At 34.1% G+C, this 17,648-nt stretch carries 18 protein-coding genes; 6 read left to right on the top strand and 12 right to left on the bottom strand.

Features of this window, described 5'->3' with window-relative positions:
- The coding region (locus tag ACM55H_RS07000; RefSeq protein ID WP_416835840.1) for a T9SS type A sorting domain-containing protein at positions 1–947 on the top strand (947 nt) is incomplete at its 5' end.
- A gap of 76 nt (positions 948–1,023) precedes the next feature.
- Here ACM55H_RS07000 and ACM55H_RS06995 read toward each other — a convergent pair.
- Positions 1,024–1,596, bottom strand: a complete 573-nt coding sequence (locus ACM55H_RS06995) for a DUF1543 domain-containing protein (protein ID WP_416835839.1) — start codon at positions 1,594–1,596, stop codon at positions 1,024–1,026.
- Positions 1,597–1,682: 86 nt separating this feature from the next.
- Between ACM55H_RS06995 and ACM55H_RS06990 the strand changes: the two genes are divergently transcribed.
- The gene (locus tag ACM55H_RS06990; protein ID WP_416835838.1) at positions 1,683–2,183 is read left to right on the top strand and encodes a hypothetical protein; all 501 of its coding nucleotides are present in this window, start codon (positions 1,683–1,685) and stop codon (positions 2,181–2,183) included.
- Between the two features lie 77 nt (positions 2,184–2,260).
- Here the strand turns inward: ACM55H_RS06990 and ACM55H_RS06985 are convergent, their stop codons facing one another.
- Entirely contained in the window at positions 2,261–3,220 is a 960-nt protein-coding gene (locus tag ACM55H_RS06985; RefSeq protein WP_416835837.1) for a TerC family protein, read from the bottom strand.
- Between the two features lie 157 nt (positions 3,221–3,377).
- Positions 3,378–4,391 carry a glutamine synthetase beta-grasp domain-containing protein gene (locus ACM55H_RS06980; RefSeq protein WP_416835836.1) on the bottom strand — a complete coding sequence of 338 codons (1,014 nt, stop codon included), beginning with the start codon at positions 4,389–4,391 and terminating at the stop codon, positions 3,378–3,380.
- A gap of 376 nt (positions 4,392–4,767) precedes the next feature.
- Here ACM55H_RS06980 and ACM55H_RS06975 point away from each other — a divergent pair, with 376 nt between their 5' ends.
- Entirely contained in the window at positions 4,768–6,957 is a 2,190-nt protein-coding gene (locus tag ACM55H_RS06975; protein ID WP_416835835.1) for a glutamine synthetase III family protein, read from the top strand.
- A gap of 79 nt (positions 6,958–7,036) precedes the next feature.
- Here the strand turns inward: ACM55H_RS06975 and ACM55H_RS06970 are convergent, their stop codons facing one another.
- Both ACM55H_RS06970 and ACM55H_RS06965 read right to left on the bottom strand, forming a co-directional pair.
- Positions 7,037–7,405, bottom strand: coding sequence for a VOC family protein (locus ACM55H_RS06970; protein ID WP_416835834.1), 369 nt, complete (start codon positions 7,403–7,405; stop codon positions 7,037–7,039).
- A 143-nt stretch (positions 7,406–7,548) separates the two neighbouring features.
- The gene (locus ACM55H_RS06965; protein ID WP_416835833.1) at positions 7,549–7,830 is read right to left on the bottom strand and encodes a DUF4242 domain-containing protein; all 282 of its coding nucleotides are present in this window, start codon (positions 7,828–7,830) and stop codon (positions 7,549–7,551) included.
- A gap of 399 nt (positions 7,831–8,229) precedes the next feature.
- On the opposite strand from ACM55H_RS06965, the gene ACM55H_RS06960 reads away from it, so the two are divergent.
- The 3 genes from ACM55H_RS06960 (at position 8,230) to ACM55H_RS06950 (ending at position 10,780) form a co-directional block, all read left to right on the top strand.
- A complete protein-coding gene (locus ACM55H_RS06960; protein WP_416835832.1) occupies positions 8,230–9,408 on the top strand; it encodes an AIR synthase related protein in 1,179 nt (392 codons plus the stop codon).
- A 60-nt stretch (positions 9,409–9,468) separates the two neighbouring features.
- Complete coding sequence (locus tag ACM55H_RS06955) at positions 9,469–9,825, top strand: hypothetical protein (RefSeq protein WP_416835831.1); 357 nt, start codon at positions 9,469–9,471, stop codon at positions 9,823–9,825.
- Between the two features lie 352 nt (positions 9,826–10,177).
- Complete coding sequence (locus ACM55H_RS06950; protein WP_416835830.1) at positions 10,178–10,780, top strand: GNAT family N-acetyltransferase; 603 nt, start codon at positions 10,178–10,180, stop codon at positions 10,778–10,780.
- An 18-nt stretch (positions 10,781–10,798) separates the two neighbouring features.
- Here ACM55H_RS06950 and ACM55H_RS06945 read toward each other — a convergent pair whose 3' ends face one another.
- From ACM55H_RS06945 to ACM55H_RS06915, 7 genes are all read right to left on the bottom strand, one after another.
- Positions 10,799–11,497 (bottom strand): DUF6629 family protein, encoded by a 699-nt coding sequence (locus tag ACM55H_RS06945; protein WP_416835829.1) that lies wholly within the window; start codon positions 11,495–11,497, stop codon positions 10,799–10,801.
- Positions 11,498–11,602: 105 nt separating this feature from the next.
- A complete protein-coding gene (locus ACM55H_RS06940; protein WP_416835828.1) occupies positions 11,603–12,217 on the bottom strand; it encodes a CPBP family intramembrane glutamic endopeptidase in 615 nt (204 codons plus the stop codon).
- Positions 12,210–13,664, bottom strand: a complete 1,455-nt coding sequence (locus ACM55H_RS06935; protein WP_416835827.1) for a leucine-rich repeat domain-containing protein — start codon at positions 13,662–13,664, stop codon at positions 12,210–12,212. The genes ACM55H_RS06940 and ACM55H_RS06935 overlap by 8 nt, the downstream gene beginning before the upstream one ends.
- A 421-nt stretch (positions 13,665–14,085) precedes the next feature.
- Positions 14,086–14,607, bottom strand: coding sequence for a MepB family protein (locus ACM55H_RS06930; protein WP_416835826.1), 522 nt, complete (start codon positions 14,605–14,607; stop codon positions 14,086–14,088).
- Positions 14,608–14,706: 99 nt separating this feature from the next.
- A complete protein-coding gene (locus ACM55H_RS06925; RefSeq protein ID WP_416835825.1) occupies positions 14,707–15,156 on the bottom strand; it encodes a VOC family protein in 450 nt (149 codons plus the stop codon).
- A gap of 197 nt (positions 15,157–15,353) precedes the next feature.
- Positions 15,354–16,238, bottom strand: coding sequence for an alpha/beta hydrolase family protein (locus ACM55H_RS06920; protein WP_416835824.1), 885 nt, complete (start codon positions 16,236–16,238; stop codon positions 15,354–15,356).
- Between the two features lie 706 nt (positions 16,239–16,944).
- A complete protein-coding gene (locus ACM55H_RS06915) occupies positions 16,945–17,376 on the bottom strand; it encodes a hypothetical protein (protein ID WP_416835823.1) in 432 nt (143 codons plus the stop codon).
- Positions 17,377–17,648 lie beyond the last annotated feature (272 nt).

Raw genomic sequence — 17,648 nt, 5'->3', positions numbered from 1 at the left:
CAACAAATATTGCCAATCCTGTAGCTTCACCAGCTGCCACAACAACTTATACAGTAACGGTAACAGGAGCAAATGGATGTACAAAAACAGATGATGTGATAGTGACTGTAGACAAAGCCTTACCTGTAGCCAATGCGGGAAGCGATGTGACAATAAATTGCACCACTACAAGTACCACTTTGGGAGCCAGTGGAGGCGTTTCCTATTCCTGGTCACCGGCAGCGGGATTGAGCGCAACAAATATTGCCAATCCTGTAGCTACACCATCGACTACAACAACCTATACCGTAACGGTAACAGGAGCAAATGGGTGTACAAAAACAGATGCTGTAATAGTTACTGTAGATAAAACATCACCAGCAACTCCAACCGTTTGCATCGTTCAACCGTCTCTTTGTGGACCAACGACAGGATCAGTTACCATTCTTAATCCAATAGGTTCCGATTATGCATACAGTATTGATAATGGTGTTACCTGGCAGGCAGGTACTGTGTTTTCTTCTTTAGCTCCAGGCTCAGTAACGGGTATAAAAGTTAAAAAACTAAGTTCTGGTTGTATCTCAGATCCTGCAGATTGTAGTGCTTCAAATTGTCCAGCACCATCTCCAGCAAAAATTACCAATCCAGATACTAAAACAACAGAAACAATTGCTCCTATAGAAACAACTCTAACAGCTAAAACTGCGAACTCAGGGTTTGATGCGTATCCTGTTCCTTTCAAAGACCAGCTTACGATCAAATACAAATTTGATTATGTATCTGATGTGAAAATTGAGGTGTTTAATGCGCAAGGTATTTCAATACTTTCTAAAATGGATACCAATAGTTATTTGAACAAAGAAATTGCGCTAGACCTTAAATTAAGTAGAGGAAAAGAGCAAGTATATATTGTGAAAGTGACTACTGATCGTGGAAGCAGTGTAAAAAAAGTAATGTCTTCCAGATAATTTTAAAAACTAATTTTAACTAAAAAGCATCCTTAACCGGATGCTTTTTTTGTTAACTGATTTTAATCTAAAAATATTAAATAGTAATTTTATCTAATTTCAAATACTCAATATGCAATACATCTTCTTTTAAATCAGTTTCGGATTTTGCAATTTTTAAGGAGTACCGTTCTTTAAATTGTTTGTCCAATATATCCGATACATTGTAAATATCATCCACATCGATACCGTATTTATCATCAATATGGGAAGTAGCTCCCTTGAAACCAAAATGTTTATAGAAAGTGGTTTTCTTGGCATTTTTGGATGCTAACCCTAAACTTTTGGCAACAGAAAGTATTTTATAATGGTATTCTTCAAATTCATTTTCTTTATAACCACCCAAATTAATAAAAAATAATTTTTCGGAAACAGTAGTTGCACCTACATCTTTGATACTAATTTCAATCGAAAAATTATCGACTACACTAACTTCTCTCCAGGCATCAATATGTATTTTTCCTTTGGCTTCAGGCCAAAAAACTTTAATCTTCGGAATTAAATTTTTTAAAGAATCTCCAATTCCAAAAAAAATATCATGCTGCTCTGTAAGCCTTCCTTCCGGCTTGCAGCCTAGCATTACCATGTATAATTTAAGTTCTTCTTTCATATTCAAATATACATTTTTTAATAAAAAGATACTTTGGCACAATTCATGAATGTATAAAAAAAAAGAACCATTAAAATATTTAAATCATGAAAAAGATAATTACACTTTTAGCCATTGCAGGATTATTTAGTTTACAAAGCTGTACTGTAACTGATAACGGACCTGTTGTAGATAATACTATTAGCCAAGTATTTGAAGTTACTACTTCGTTTAATTCAAGTAATAACTACAGTAAATTAATCACTTTTAATTATCCAATTTATTCTTCGGATGTAGTATTAGTATACCGATTATCCGGTACAACTCCACAAGGTAGTGATGTATGGAAATTATTACCTGAAACACATTATTTTAGTGATGGAACACTTGATTTTGGTTATGATCAAGATTATACTACAAGAGATGTAAATGTATTTATGATTGGAAATGATTTGCAATCGGTTTCTACGGATTTCAGATTGAATCAAGTCTTAAGAGTTGTTATTGTCCCTGGAGGTTATGCAACTTCGATAAATAAAAATAGTTTTGAAGCGGTTATGTCGACTTTAAAATTAAATGAAACTCAAATTCAAAAAATTCAAATGTAATTTTAAAGGTATACACAAAAAAAGGGAATCGAAAGACTCCCTTTTTTTATGTTTTTATTTTTATGATACAATGTAGATTAACTATTTTCTTCAGCAACTTCTTCTTTACCCATTTTTATAGATACAATGATTCCGACCAATAGCGAAACAGCTATAAAAGCTAATGATACCCATTCAGGCATTTCGATAAAATCGTGAAGTAACATTTTGAGTCCCACAAAAGTTAAAATAGCAATAAGGCTGTATTCTAAATGGGCAAATTTTTCTAACATATTGGCCAAAAAGAAATACATGGAACGTAGCCCTAATATCGCAAAAATATTAGAACTGAAAACTAAAAAAGGATCGTTTGTAATAGCTAAAATTGCAGGAACACTATCAAGTGCAAATACAACATCCATGACTTCAATAACTACCAAGGCTACAAATAATGGAGTTGCAGCAGTAATATGTCTTCTTTTTACAAAAAAATGTTCTTTATCCATGTGATTGGAGATAGGCATCAGTTTCTTAAGGCTCTTGTAAATGAAAGATTTTTTTGGTTCGAATTTTTCATCTTCACCAGTGAATAACATCCGCATTGCTGTGTAAATCAAGAATGCTCCAAAAAGATAGGTTGTCCACGAGAATTTATTAATCAGTAAAACGCCAAAATAAATCATTGTACCCCTAAAAATAATTGCTCCCAATATTCCCCAAAACAAAACCCGATGTTGGTATTTTTGGGGTATTTTGAATGCAGAAAAAATTATGGCGATGACAAATATATTGTCAATACTAAGGGATAATTCGATCAAATATCCTGTTATGAATTTCATCGATGCAGCTATTGGTTTTAATCCATCCGGATTTGAAATGTAATTATTACCGTATAGCCAATAGATTACTACAGAAAATAAAAAAGATAATGTTACCCATATAGCAGTCCATTTACCCGCTTCTTTTGAGCTGACAATGTGTGGCGTTTTGTTGAAAACACCTAAATCGAGTGCAAGAAAAAGTAATACAGCAGCTAAAAATGAAATCCAGACAATCATAAATCAAGTTGTTAATTATTAGGATGGGTAAAGATACTTTTTGATTATTTAAATTTTAAACTTATTGTTAAATAAAGTTGCTTTGTGATTGTTGTAAGGCATAAAAAAAAAGTGCCTTCAGTAATGAAGGCACTTTTAAGTATAAATTAGCTAAGATTTACAATACTGATTTTACAGTTTTTATAATTCTTGCAGCAATTTTGTATGGATCACCATTAGATGCTGGTCTTCTGTCTTCTAAATATCCTTTCCAACCATGTTGAACAGTGTATAAAGGAATTCTGATTGAAGCTCCTCTATCAGATACTCCGTAAGAGAAATCGTGGATAGAAGCTGTTTCATGTTTACCAGTTAAACGTTGTTCGTTGTAAGCTCCGTAAACCGCAATGTGTTCTTCAACAACTGGACGGAAAGCTTCACATATTTTGTCGTATGTTGCTTTATCTCCACATGTTCTAAGAACTTCGTTAGAGAAGTTAGCGTGCATACCTGAACCATTCCAGTCAGTATCACCTAATGGTTTTGGGTGGTATTCAATATAGTAACCGTATTTTTCAGTCAAACGATCTAATAAATATCTAGCAACCCAGATTTCATCTCCTGCTTTTTTAGCTCCTTTTGCGAATAATTGAAATTCCCATTGGCCACAAGCAACTTCTTGATTGATACCTTCAAAGTTAAGTCCGGCTGCGATACATAAATCTGCATGCTCTTCTACTAAACCTCTTCCGTGTGTGTTTTTTCCACCTACTGAACAGTAGTACATACCTTGTGGAGCAGGGTAACCACCTATTGGAAATCCTAAAGGCAATAAAGTTTTAGTATCCATGATAAAATATTCTTGTTCGAAACCGAACCAGAAATCACCATCATCATCAATAGTAGATCTACCATTAGATGGATGTGGTTTTCCATCAGCAAACATCACTTCGGTCATTACCAAGTATCCATTAATACGAGTTGGATCAGGGTAGATTGCAACAGGAACTAATAAACAGTCAGATGAACCACCTTCGGCTTGTCTTGTTGAAGAACCATCAAAAGACCAGTTCCCTATTTCAGCTAACGTTCCTTGAAAATTTTCGTGCTCTTCTACTTTAGTTTTACTTCTAAGATTTTGTGTTGGTTCGTATCCGTCTAACCAAAGGTATTCTAATTTTATTTTAGCCATAATAATATAAATTTATTTTCTTTTTGATAATTTTCTTGTGCAAATATAAATTAATTTGTCAATCTCATAAAATCAGGGGGTAATTTTTATTTAATGAGATATAATTTTTAGCATTACTGCATTTTTTTGGGGGTATAATTAAAAAAATGTAATTTTAGTTGGGTATAAAAATTAAATTCATAATACAGATTTTTTAGTCATTACTAAATAGTTAAGATTTTTATTACTTCAGATGTGAAAAAGGTTAATTTTTTTAATTTTAATTTCTAGCTTCAAAAAGAAAGTTAAGATATGTTAATGAGAGGATTAAATATTACTGGAATGAATTATATTTGTATATGTTTTAAATTACGATTAATATTTTAAATTTATAATTATGTCATCAATTCGTTTTCAAGCATTAAGAGAAGCTTCAAATAGAAAACCTGTTCATTTTGAAGAAATAGACAGAAAATCAATTATTTATGGTTCTAATGTGTTTAATGATAAAGCGATGAAGCAATATTTGACTTCAGATGCTTTCAAAGCCGTTCAGGGAGCTATTCAACACGGAACTAAAATAGACAGGAAATTAGCGGATTATATCGCAATGGGAATGAAAGAGTGGGCCTTGTCAAAAGGAGTGACCCATTATACACACTGGTTTCAACCACTTACAGGAACAACTGCTGAAAAACATGATGCTTTTTTTGAAACATCTTATGACGGTAGCGATCCAGTAGAGAAATTTGGTGGAGCACAATTAGTACAACAAGAACCAGATGCTTCCAGCTTTCCAAATGGTGGAATTAGAAACACATTTGAAGCTAGGGGATATACAGCCTGGGATCCAACTTCTCCAGCATTCATTTTTGGAACTACATTATGTATTCCTACTGTTTTTATTTCCTATACAGGAGAAGCATTAGATAATAAAATTCCTTTATTGAGAGCTTTATCAGCTATGGATGAAGCTGCTACGGAAGTATGTAAGTATTTTGACAAGAATGTAAAGAAAGTTACTGCAACCTTAGGTTGGGAGCAAGAATATTTCTTGATTGATAAATCATTAGCAAATTCTCGTCCTGATTTAGTTATGACAGGAAGAACTTTGCTAGGACATACCTCTGCAAAAGGACAACAGCTTGATGACCATTATTTTGGTTCTATCCCAACTCGTGCATTAACATATATGAGAGATTTAGAACAAGAATGTATGTTGTTAGGAATTCCGGTTAAAACGCGTCATAATGAAGTGGCTCCAAATCAATTTGAGCTGGCCCCTATTTTTGAAGAAACAAACTTAGCCGTTGACCACAACTGTTTATTAATGGATGTAATGCAAAAAGTGGCTGAACGTCATGACTTGAAAGTATTATTCCATGAAAAACCGTTCAAAGGAGTTAATGGTTCAGGGAAACACAACAACTGGTCACTGGCAACTGATACCGGAGTTAACTTGTTAAGTCCAAGTAAAACGCCAATGAGCAATTTACAGTTTTTGACTTTCTTTATCAATACTATAAAAGCGGTAAATGATTATGAATCATTACTAAGAGGTGCAATTGCAACGGCAAGTAATGACCATAGATTAGGAGCCAATGAAGCGCCACCGGCAATTATTTCTGTATTTATTGGAGAACAATTAACTAAAGTTTTAGCTGAATTAGAAGGGGTAACTACCGGGAAATTATCTCCAGAAGAGAAAACAGATTTAAAATTAAATGTAGTAGGTAAAATTCCAGATGTACTTTTGGATAATACGGACAGAAACAGAACTTCACCATTTGCTTTTACAGGAAATAAATTTGAGTTCAGAGCAGTGGGATCTTCTGCAAACTGTGCTAATGCAATGACTACTTTGAATACTATTGTTGCTAAACAATTGAAAGATTTCAAAATTGAAGTAGATGCTTTGATTGAATCTAAAGACATGAAGAAAGACGACGCCATCTTCAATGTTTTGAGAGAGTATATTAAAGTTTCCAAAAAAATTCTTTTTGAAGGAGATGGTTACAGTGATGAATGGGAAATCGAAGCAGGGAAAAGAGGGTTAAGTAACTTTAAAACTACTCCTCAAGCATTGAAAGCGAGAGCTTCTAAACAAGCTTTAGATTTATTTTCTGAAATGGGAATCATGAACCACATTGAAGTGGAAGCGCGTTACGAAATTGAATTGGAAGAATACACTAAGAAAATTCAAATTGAAGGCAGAGTTTTAGGTGATATTTCTACAAATCACGTTATTCCGACTGCAATTCGTTACCAAAATACTTTGATTGAAAATGTTAAAGGTTTGAAAGATATTTTTGGAGCTGATTTTGAAACAATTGCCAAAGAGCAAATTTTATTGATCAAGGATATTTCAAAACATATTGAAGGAATCAATTCTAAAGTAGTTGAAATGACTAACGAAAGAAAGAAAGCAAACGTAATGACTGATGCTCAAGAAATGGCTGAAGCCTATTGTAATAATGTAAAGCCTTATTTTGAAGTGATCCGTGAACATTGTGATAAACTGGAGTTATTGGTAGATAATGAACTTTGGACATTGACTAAATACAGAGAATTGTTGTTTACAAAATAATAACAAACACTATTTTATAAAAATGCCTGTCAGTTATGACAGGCATTTTTTATGGTTTAATTATAAAATTTCTGACTTGTTATTTCATGGAGTGAAATGCCACTTTGTTTCCTTCAGTGTCGGTGAAGTGTGCCATAAAGCCATTAGGTCCTATTGATGTTTTAGGTAAAATAATTTTTCCGCCTGCCGCTTCAATCTTTGCAAGAGGAATACTCAAATCTTCACCACCGTTGAGGTAAACTAAAGTGCCTTTGTCAGCTGGTTGATACGCTGCATTTTCTACTAAACTACCTCCAATTCCATGTTCCATATCTGCCGGGAAGAAAGCTGATTTCATGCCCATGGCTTCCATTGGCTGCATTTTTGCGCCTAAAACTGTTTCGTAAAAGGCTTGTGCTCTGCTTAAATTTTTTACTGGAATTTCAAACCAGTTAATTGCATTTTTCATCTTATTTAATTTTTTTGTTTAAAGTATTTAATTACTCTTTTTTAAGACTTTGTTTTGCGGTTAAATTCTAAATACAGATTTTGATTTCAGTTTTTTGCTTGTTATTTTTTATTTCAACTGTTGCCGTTTAAGGTTGTTCCAGACTAAACTGTTTGTTCTGCAGTTGTTGGGTCAATGGTCGCAAATACTTGACTTATGGAATTTGCTGGAAATCCACCTGCTTTTGCATGTTCGCGAATCATATCCTCGTTGGGAGCGATGTACGTACAATAGATTTTGTCAGCGGTTACTTGGCTGTTGACCCATTGGATTTGGGGTCCCATTTTACCCAGTACTCCACAAGAAGTTTGTGAAATGGCTCTTAACTGATCGGCAGTAAGTTTACCTGCACCGGGAATTTCTCTTTCAATTACATATTTAGGCATAATGTTGTGGTTTTTAGTTTCCTACTCTTATGGCTTTTCGGTAAGGCCCCGTTTTTTTATGTGGTCGCTGGTTTCCACTTTTTTTGAGTTTAATTTTAGGTTAAAGTTTCTTAAACTTTTAAATGGGTTTGGCTATAAATTTTAATTAAAATCAATCCAAATCTAGTAGGATGCCCATTGTGATAAACAGTATTTGTTTACAGATTATTTTTTGCATTTGTTTTGTAAAGTACTAGTAAACAAAATAGTATGACAAATTTAATAAAATAAATCCACATTCGATTTATAGATTATAGATTTAACGAAACACTTGAAAACCCAATAGGCAAAACCCAAAAAAAATAATTATCTTTGCCGCAAAACACATCTGCCTAAAAGCAGGTTACACAACTAGACTACATGAGTTCAGATACTTCAAAAAGATATGCGCTTCGCGGTGTTTCGGCATCCAAAGAAGACGTGCATAACGCCATAAAAAACATCGATAAAGGATTGTTTCCTCAAGCATTTTGTAAAATTGTCCCTGATTATTTAACCCAAGACGAAGACTATTGCCTGATTATGCATGCTGACGGAGCGGGAACTAAATCTTCTCTGGCGTATATGTATTGGAAAGAAACAGGAAATATTTCTGTTTGGAAAGGTATTGCCCAAGATGCATTGATTATGAATATCGATGATTTATTGTGTGTAGGGGCAACGGATAATATTTTACTTTCATCCACCATTGGAAGAAACAAAAATCTTATTCCTGCCGAAGTAATTTCAGCAATCATCAATGGAACCGAAGAGTTAATCAAAGAACTGGATTCTTTTGGCGTGACCATTCATTCCACAGGAGGTGAAACGGCTGACGTAGGTGATATCGTTCGAACTATTATTGTAGATTCTACCGTAACGGCTCGTATGAAGCGTTCAAAAGTAATTGACAATGCTAATATTAAAGCAGGTGACGTAATTGTGGGTATGGCTTCTTTCGGTCAGGCTACTTACGAAAAAAGCTATAATGGCGGAATGGGAAGCAACGGATTAACATCAGCGCGTCATGATGTTTTCGGGAAATATTTGGCAACCAAATATCCTGAGAGTTTTGATGCTGCAGTTCCTGAAGAGTTAATCTATTCCGGACAAGTAAATCTTACTGATTCAGTTGAAAATTCGCCAATCGACGCAGGTCAATTAGTGCTTTCACCAACCAGAACCTATGCGCCTATTATCAAGAAAATTTTAGATCAATATACTGCTGCTGAAATTCACGGAATGGTGCATTGCAGTGGAGGAGCACAAACCAAAATTTTACATTTTGTACAAAATCTACACATTATAAAAGACAATTTATTTCCGGTTCCACCATTATTTCAGTTGATACAGGAACAATCCAAAACCGATTGGAAAGAAATGTACCAAGTATTCAATTGTGGACACCGCATGGAAGTATATGTTCCCGAAGCTATTGCCCAAGACATTATCGCGATTTCAAAATCGTTCAATGTCGATGCACAAATCGTAGGTAGAGTGGAAGCAGCCGATGCAAAAAAACTGACCATTACCAGCGAATACGGAACTTTCGAATATTAAAAAGCTTTAAATGAAGCTCATTTTTCAATTTTCAATTCTCTAATCTTTTAATTTTTCTAAATGTACGAATTACTTTTTTGGAGATATCAGGACGGCATTTATCTAAACCATCACTTGGTTTACGAAGCCATTATTGAGGAACAAGAAGTAATAGGTCTCGAGGAACTTCCTGTAACAGTCATCCTCAATAGGATCAATAAACTGTTCTCTCAATGGGAAAAAGTAGATGACAACAGTTGGAAAAATAACAAAGGGAAAGGTGCTTTTCAAATAAAAACCACTCCTCAAAGCATTCAAATTGATTGCTACGGCACCGAAGGGAAAATCATGAATCAATTGGTAGACGCATTGGCTGAGTTCAATTGTCCACTGTACGATCCCCAAGTTCCGGAGCGTTACGATGAAATGAGTGAGTAGCATTTTTAGAAGCTAATCCAGCTAACCGTTTCAAGTTCGCGCATAAAATACTATTTTTCTAAGTCATAAAAGGAGCTTCCGTTGGTCGCTCTTTTATAACAAGAAAAATTAGTGTTTTATACTGTGGGCTTTTCTCTTTAAATACGAAGTATTCACTGAACTCCGATGAAATAAAAGTTAAGTGAAGTAATCTGGGCTAAGGCATCAGTGATTATTTATGAATTCAAAAGAGTCCAACTTAAATGAACTTATACTCCTTAATATGTTTAAAAAATTATGCTAAATGTTTTAGTTTTATCTATACTCATAATTGGTATTGTCTTTTTTTTATAAATTAGCAAAAAAAAGAATCATGTCTATTTCTCAATTCCCTCAAAATACAATCCTCGAAGACGAATCAATTTTACTGCGTCCTTTACAGGAAACGGATGTCGAAAATTTATTGGAAATATCCCTCAACGAACCCGAAACCTGGGAATATTCTTTAGTGCGTGCAAACGGTAAAGAAAATCTGGAAAACTACATCAAAATAGCCTTAAAAGCCAAAGAAAATAAAACCGAATTCCCCTTTATAGTTTTCGATAAAAAGTCTGGAAAATACGCAGGAAGCACTCGTTTTTACGACATTAATTTGGAGTTCAAAACCTTGCAATTGGGCTACACTTGGTACGGAAAAGATTTCCGGGGAACCGGACTCAATAAACGCTGTAAATTTCTATTGTTGCAATTTGCTTTCGAAACCCTTGGAGTTGAACGCGTAGAATTTCGTGCAGACAATAACAACCAGCGAAGTATTGCTGCCATGAAAAGCATTGGTTGTACTGTAGAAGGCGTCATGCGAAATCACATGCCCACTTTAGGGAGTGACGTACGCAGAGACAGTATTATTTTGAGTATTCTCAGCAATGAATGGTTCGATAGCGTGAAAGAAAACTTAAAGAAAAAAATAGAGTAAAAACTAAAGGTCAGGAATTTAAACACTTGTTTTTTTAGTATGTTCAATTTTATAGTAATATTTAGATTGCTTTTTACTGGGGTTTTTAATTTCGTCCATAACGATTAGTACAGAGATGCTAATAATAGAAGAAAAGAAACACCAAACCGAAACGATATAATCAAGATACAAAATAGTTGTAATGATGTAAGAAATCATGATGGTGATACTTAAGAGCCACATTTTTTTGATATCTGAAAATAAGGGAGGAGCAATAGTGGCAATGATATAAAGTAGGTCTCCATAACTGCCAAAAACGATTGGATACCGTTGGATATAAGAGATGTGGCGCCCAATAATTTTGGCTTCAACAGAATAACTGACCAAACAATACCCAAGATATAAAGCCACTGAGAGGCCAATTACAACCAGAATCCATTGGAAAAGAACATTTTCTTCTTCTTTCTTAAGTTTCAATGACGCAAAAGGAATCCATAAGGGCCAGACCACTTGTGCAAAAAATAAAAAAGTGTAGGTTGTGACTTGTTGTAATGGAGCAAAAAACGGTTTGGTTAATGCTAACCATAAAAACCCTTCGGCAATTTGTTGCACACAAAAAATAATCGGAATACTGGCAAAATACATTTGGGACGGTTTTTGCACTTTTTTTATTGTCGCTACACTTATCGCTGCAAGAACAATACCAGCTCCAAAACTAGCACTAGCTGAAAAACACATAGGCTTTAGTTTATATGAATTAAGACTTTGGCGATGCCATTATATACATAAAAAATAGATTCTCAACTCTTAATTCGTGTTGTTAATTTAAGTTTACTTCATTAATTACCACACCCACCATGGTGCTTGCAGGACTTCGGCATAAACGATTAAATCAAAAATGACATGCGCAATAATGACTGGCACAATACTTTTTGAATAATTCTTTAAAAAACCAAGTACAACATAAGCCCCAAAGGACCATATAAAATAGGATACAAGATGTTGTTGCGGTATCGCTACTGGTGAAAGAAATAGGCAAGCTTTGTAAGATGCATGTGCAAAGGCGGCAAATACCATTGCAAAATCGGTATTTAGCTTACTGATTTGACCTTGTATGAAACCACGAAAAACCAATTCTTCAATGATAGCAACGCTTGCAGCCACTACCACAAATGGCCGGATTACCGCAGGTAGAATAGACATTCCCAGATTGCCTCTATAATAAATTGCTGCTATGATACCTAATTCAAGTCCAATGACAATTTGTACCAGCATTTTTAGAGAAAAAAGATTCCTAAATAAAAATCGGAATGCAACCGAAGGAGAACTGATATCCCGGCTAATAATAAAAGCTACCATTACCAAAGGAATAAAAGCTACTGCTTTCATTGGAAAAGGGTAGGTAATTAAATAGGCAAACACCATGATTTCAGCAGTGCAAACGACTGCATCAAGCACTGCTTTTTTGGTTCGTCTGGGTATCGCTTTTGTTTGTTCTGAATGCTCCATTTTTTTTGTTTCTTTTAAAAGATTTCTTCAATAATTTTCTTGGAAAAACTAAACTGAATAAAAATACAGTGGGCACTAATAAAAGCAGCCAGCCAGAACCCATACAGGCTCCTGTATTAGGAACAATGATGCAACCTGGTAAACTCTTTTTCAGCGTTTGTACATAGGTGCTGTCGGCCTTATTTTTCTCAGGGATGGATAAGTATCTCAATTGTTTTAATGCATAAAGAGATTGTTTATCCGTTAGGGTATCTGTTATTACGAGTCCCCTGAGATTGGGTAATTTTTGCAAAGCAGATAAATTTTTTAGAGTATCATTTCCGTTTATTTCCAGTACTTGTAAACTAGATAATTGTGTGCTTATAGTGTCAAATTGTTTTTGCGTAATATTTTCAGGAAGTCCAAGCCATCGGAGGTCTTTATAGGTGCTAAGTGCATCAATATTGGTAAAAATGCCAGAGACAATCAATACAGAAAGTTTAGGAAAATTGTTTTTTAATGTTGCCAAATTTCCTTTACAGCCAAAATTAGTAATGATCAACTGCTCCAGATTTTTGAGTGGCTGCAAAACAGAATAATCAGCCGCGCAGGTAAATAAACTTACCTTTTCCAGTTGTGGATTGTTATTAAAAAAAGCAGCATTCATAGTTTTGATGTCGCCACCATTGATAATGCATTGTTTTAAGGCAGGCATGGCGGGTAATGTAGCCGTAACTATAGAATCCGATATATTCAGATGCAGGCATTCGGTGGTTTTCCAATGTGCTAATAGTGGCAATTGATTTTGTTTTAAAGACGCTCTTATAAAATGAGGTTTGAAAAAATCAGCCACTTTGATGTAATTCTCAATTATAATTGGAGAATTATTATCTTCGAATGTTAGGGCGATATTGGGTTTTAAGTGCGCTATTTTTTTTAAATACGGAATGTAACTTGGTGGAATTTTTGATTTGAAATAGATGGTTTCCAAGTGATCAATTGTTCTTGCTTTCATTTTTTGAAACCAAGGGATAAGATTTGCTTTTTCCACAACTATGATGGTATTTACTTTTCCGTTTACCAAAACAAGAGAATCTCCGGAATCATTAATCTCGAATGAATCATTCGTTACCTCATTAAATGAAATAGTAAGGTCATTATACCCTAATACATCTCCTTTTTCAGCAAGCACTGCCCCGTAATTCTTTTCATTGGAAGGAAATTGAACTAAGCCATAATTTTTTGAAAGGTTTGTAGCATCACCTTTACCATGAAATTTTACAACAGCAAAACGATGTTCCCCTTTAAATTTAGTAACAGCCCAAAATAATACAATCAACAGTACTACAACGAGTAAAATGGATAACCAGTTAAGCTGTTTAGGTTCATTACTTACACGATCTTTAAAGGTGTCCATAACGTAGTGGTTTATGTATTTATAGTTTGGTTAGCAACCTAGAAAATTGATGGCACGCACTTATTTCCTTTAGGTAATTACTGCAAAACGAATTAAAATAAAACGGGGCTACTGAAATTGGTACTGCTAAAATGAGTGATAAAAAACAATGAGTCGTTAATACCCATCATTTTTTAAATAATTGATTTAACTTAATAAGTTAGTCGAATTTTTAAAATGGTCTAACTTTTAAATAATAATAAGATTTTGGGGATAGGATAGGATTCATAAAATTGTGAAATCCTTAACTAAAGCTAAATTAAAAATATTTTTTGATTATAGCAACTGAAAATCAGTATATTATAAAAATAAATTAGTAAAGTACGTTTATGTAAAAAATAAACCTTGTTTGAAATTACTTAAATAAGCTTGCTTTTTGCTGTTATTTAATTTCCAGAGAATAAAGCGATTTAGCCCGGTTTAAATCTATGGGTTTTTCCAAATGGATTTCCAAGAAATAATCCAATTGCCATTTTTGAGTTTTCTGTGCCTGTTTGTTTTCTGTGATGTCCCAAGGCGGATACACCCGAATAGCGCGTTTCCCTTCTTTCAAATCAGTGGTAAGGATTCCTTGTTGACTAAGTACAGATTTAGGAAATACAAATTGACCAAAATGATCTCCGCTTCGAGTATTGATAATGAAAAAATCAATGTTATCTGAAAGGTCAAAAGGCTGAATAGGTCCCTTTCCTATTCTTTTCCATACCGTAACAAATTGACCCACTTTTGTAGGCGTGGTTTTAGCCACACGAAATAGTATTTTTAATGCATTAAGTTCAAATTGATATGCACCATAATCCTTGCTTTCTTTTTCTGGTACCAGGTTTGTAAGTTCAAAACCACAGGGGTCAAAAATTAGGGTTTTGGTTTCTTGAAGACTGTCAGAGATTAGGGTTTTGGGCATTAATTTTTTTGATTTACTTTTTTAAAAATCCATGAATTACCCATAGCTTTTTTACTTTACGTACTATTGTGGGGGCAATTTGCAAAACTAGCTTTCTACTTATACTGTTCCGTTATATTTTGGGTCAAAATCCACCATCCATTCAATACCGAATTTATCTCTAAACATCCCAAAATAGGAACCCCAAGGACTGTCGCCAATAGGCATTTCGATATTTCCGCCTGCTGAAAGTCCGTTAAATAATTTATCGGCTTCTTCACGACTTTCTGCGCTAATGGATATTTTAGATCTGTTTTCATTTTCATTTACTTGACCCATACTTTCTGGAACGTCATTGGCCATTAAAATATTTTTGCCAATAGGCAAAGCAATGAGCATTATTTTATTTGCATCATTTTCTGCTCCTGGATATTCAGTCCCGGAGTTTAGGGATGCTATATCTTTGAAACGCATAATCTTTGTGAACTCTCCGCCAAATACTGATTTGTAAAAATTGAATGCTTCTTCGGCATTTCCGTTGAAGTTAATGTGAGGATTGATAAGTGCCATAATTTTAACTTTTAAGTTATTTTTTTATTTCTTATTCTGAGTTCATGATGCCGCAATTCAAAGATGTCTAACGCTCCTTTACTACAAGTAGTTTGAGACTAAATTAAGCTCTATTTTCGGATTAACCAAATTCACACAAATACAAAACCAACTTTCCATTAAACCAATTGCCCAAATCTGTTGTAGCAAGCAGTGCTTTATTTTGATACTTTAGACTTCTTAATGTTCAAAGCTTTCTGTTTTATCCACTGAATTGAAATATCCACTGGTGCTGTAATATTGCCAGGAACAGTATTGTGTCCTAATGTTGAAAACAAGGTGTATTCGAAAGGTTTGCCTTGAGCTTTCAATGTATTTAATTGCTCCATACACAACTTTACCGGAATCTGTATATCTTTCTCACCAAAAAGCCAAAGTCCTGGAATTGAAAGAGTATTCAGAGAAGTTTTTGGGTCAGTCGCTACGAATTGATATCTGTCTGGGTCATCTTTAGTATGTTCACGAGCATCTGATTCTGTATGATTTTCCCAAAAGTTATTGTTTCCATTAGTATAAAACTGAAATCGAAGTTGTTCTAGAGTTGTAATTGTAGGGCAACTAAATAAAACCATAAATTCTATTTGTGGATTTTTACTTGCAGTAATTGGGATTATCCATCCTGCTTGACTGAAGCCAACTAATCCAATTGGTGTTTTTTTATCTTTCAAATAGGTTCGAAATGTATTTACTGCTGAACTTGCATCGTGAGATAATAAATTAAGATTAGTAGTGTCAATATTATTCGTGCCAACAGATGGTCCTACATATACACCGCCTGATTCTCCAACTCCACGTTTATCATATGTCAATACAGCAATACCTTCTTTGGCAAGACGTTTAGCGAACTCCATTTCTCTTTTTACAGGATCAGACCCATGAACAATTACAACTGCTGCAAATGTTTTTTTAGGCGTTAAAATCGAGCCTGCAAGAGTGACGCCTTGACTTTCAAACTTTACATCTTGAATGGTAAAGTCGACCGATTGAGAAAATACCATTTCTGGTAGAGTTAATAATAACCAAAGAAATAAGTTAATGTTCATTTTGGTTTAATTTAAAAATTGTTTTGAATTGTCTTGGTCTTCGTTAGCATTGCCTACGTTCTGGCACTACAGCGGGTTTGGGACTAAATTAAGCCCATTCTTCGGATTTGCCAAATCTTCCAAATACAAATCAATTTTCCAATTAAGCCAAATCCCCAAATTGCTTGTAGCGTGTGTTATGGGGCGGTTGTTTTGTCGAAATTACAAATATCACACAAAGTTTTCACGCTTCTGTTGGCAAAATCCAATTTTCACGTTTCTGCTTTTCTGCTCGTAATTTCGGCATATTATTTTCAATTATTCACTTTTAATTTCTGCGTAAAACTTTTCAAGTTTCTGTTGGCAGATTCCGACTTTCACGCTTCTGCTTTTAAGATTCCAATTTTCAAGTTTCTGTTGGCAAGTTCCAATTTTCACGCTTCAGTTTTTCTTCTGTTTATTGTCAGATTCCAACTTTCCAACTTCTGCTGGCGAATCCAATTTTCACGCTTCTGCTAGTAAATTTTCTGCGAGTTACAAACTTCATTTTCAAATCGGAATTACCTGCGTAATTTCGGCACAACTGCCCCATAACGTCCCGCCGCTTGGCGAGGTTGGGGACTAAATTAAGATTTATTTTCGGTTAAGCAGAAATTTTCCAAGTACAAGACGGATTTAAATTAAGCCTAAAACCCCAATCTAGCCAAACGGCTGTTAGTGGCTGTTTTTATTTTTCAATTTGTTTTTTCAATTCATCAATCAATACTTTTCTTTCACTTTCATTTAAGCAATTAAAAACTTTTATTTTTGAAAATTTATAATCGAATAAAATTTCTCCGATTGTAAAGCATAACATTATTCGTTGATTTTCTTTTATAGAATTCATATTTTCATTAAACCATTTTGATCTGTCTTTTGAATAAAGTTCATCTTCAAATTTATCTCTTATGTTTTTTATTTCTTTTTTTTCAAATATTTTATCTTTGATCCAAAACGATCCACTTTTTGTTATTTTCAGGTTTAAATTATCTATAGTTATTATTTCTTTACCACGGATTAACCATAAAAATTTTCTCAATCCCAGAATTCCAAAAATCGGATGAATTATAAAACCAACAAGGATTAATCCTAAACTAACTTCGTTTTCTTCAATTAGCAAAAAAAAACCAGAGAAAATGAAAAAACTCAACATTCCAAAAAACAATAATGAGAAAAAAGTTTTTCTAGAATTATTTTCCGCATAAAATATTCCATTTTCAGTGTAAAATTTAAAATTCGGTTTCCCAATTCTAAAATTTAATATATTCAATATCATTTTTTTTGAAATTTAAAGATTCTGATTCGTGGTTTTTTTCTGTTTTCTGTTGCTCGAAAATAGCCACTAACGTTCTGGCGCTTGGCGAGGTTGCGAGCTTCGGAACGGTTTATTTT

The sequence above is a fragment of the Flavobacterium cryoconiti genome (assembly GCF_048158645.1).
Classification (GTDB): Bacteria; Bacteroidota; Bacteroidia; order Flavobacteriales; family Flavobacteriaceae; genus Flavobacterium; species Flavobacterium cryoconiti.
The sequence above is the reverse complement of the archived record's forward strand: the minus strand, read 5'-3'. Positions and strand labels throughout refer to the sequence as shown.

Coding starts and splice junctions, on each gene's coding strand:
- ACM55H_RS06995 (WP_416835839.1), bottom strand. CDS start 1,596: ATGAAAGAAGAACTTAAATTATACATGGTAATGCTAGGCTGCAAGCCG.
- ACM55H_RS06990 (WP_416835838.1), top strand. CDS start 1,683: ATGAAAAAGATAATTACACTTTTAGCCATTGCAGGATTATTTAGTTTA.
- ACM55H_RS06985 (WP_416835837.1), bottom strand. CDS start 3,220: ATGATTGTCTGGATTTCATTTTTAGCTGCTGTATTACTTTTTCTTGCA.
- ACM55H_RS06980 (WP_416835836.1), bottom strand. CDS start 4,391: ATGGCTAAAATAAAATTAGAATACCTTTGGTTAGACGGATACGAACCA.
- ACM55H_RS06975 (WP_416835835.1), top strand. CDS start 4,768: ATGTCATCAATTCGTTTTCAAGCATTAAGAGAAGCTTCAAATAGAAAA.
- ACM55H_RS06970 (WP_416835834.1), bottom strand. CDS start 7,405: ATGAAAAATGCAATTAACTGGTTTGAAATTCCAGTAAAAAATTTAAGC.
- ACM55H_RS06965 (WP_416835833.1), bottom strand. CDS start 7,830: ATGCCTAAATATGTAATTGAAAGAGAAATTCCCGGTGCAGGTAAACTT.
- ACM55H_RS06960 (WP_416835832.1), top strand. CDS start 8,230: ATGAGTTCAGATACTTCAAAAAGATATGCGCTTCGCGGTGTTTCGGCA.
- ACM55H_RS06955 (WP_416835831.1), top strand. CDS start 9,469: ATGTACGAATTACTTTTTTGGAGATATCAGGACGGCATTTATCTAAAC.
- ACM55H_RS06950 (WP_416835830.1), top strand. CDS start 10,178: ATGTCTATTTCTCAATTCCCTCAAAATACAATCCTCGAAGACGAATCA.
- ACM55H_RS06945 (WP_416835829.1), bottom strand. CDS start 11,497: ATGTGTTTTTCAGCTAGTGCTAGTTTTGGAGCTGGTATTGTTCTTGCA.
- ACM55H_RS06935 (WP_416835827.1), bottom strand. CDS start 13,664: ATGGACACCTTTAAAGATCGTGTAAGTAATGAACCTAAACAGCTTAAC.
- ACM55H_RS06930 (WP_416835826.1), bottom strand. CDS start 14,607: ATGCCCAAAACCCTAATCTCTGACAGTCTTCAAGAAACCAAAACCCTA.
- ACM55H_RS06925 (WP_416835825.1), bottom strand. CDS start 15,156: ATGGCACTTATCAATCCTCACATTAACTTCAACGGAAATGCCGAAGAA.
- ACM55H_RS06920 (WP_416835824.1), bottom strand. CDS start 16,238: ATGAACATTAACTTATTTCTTTGGTTATTATTAACTCTACCAGAAATG.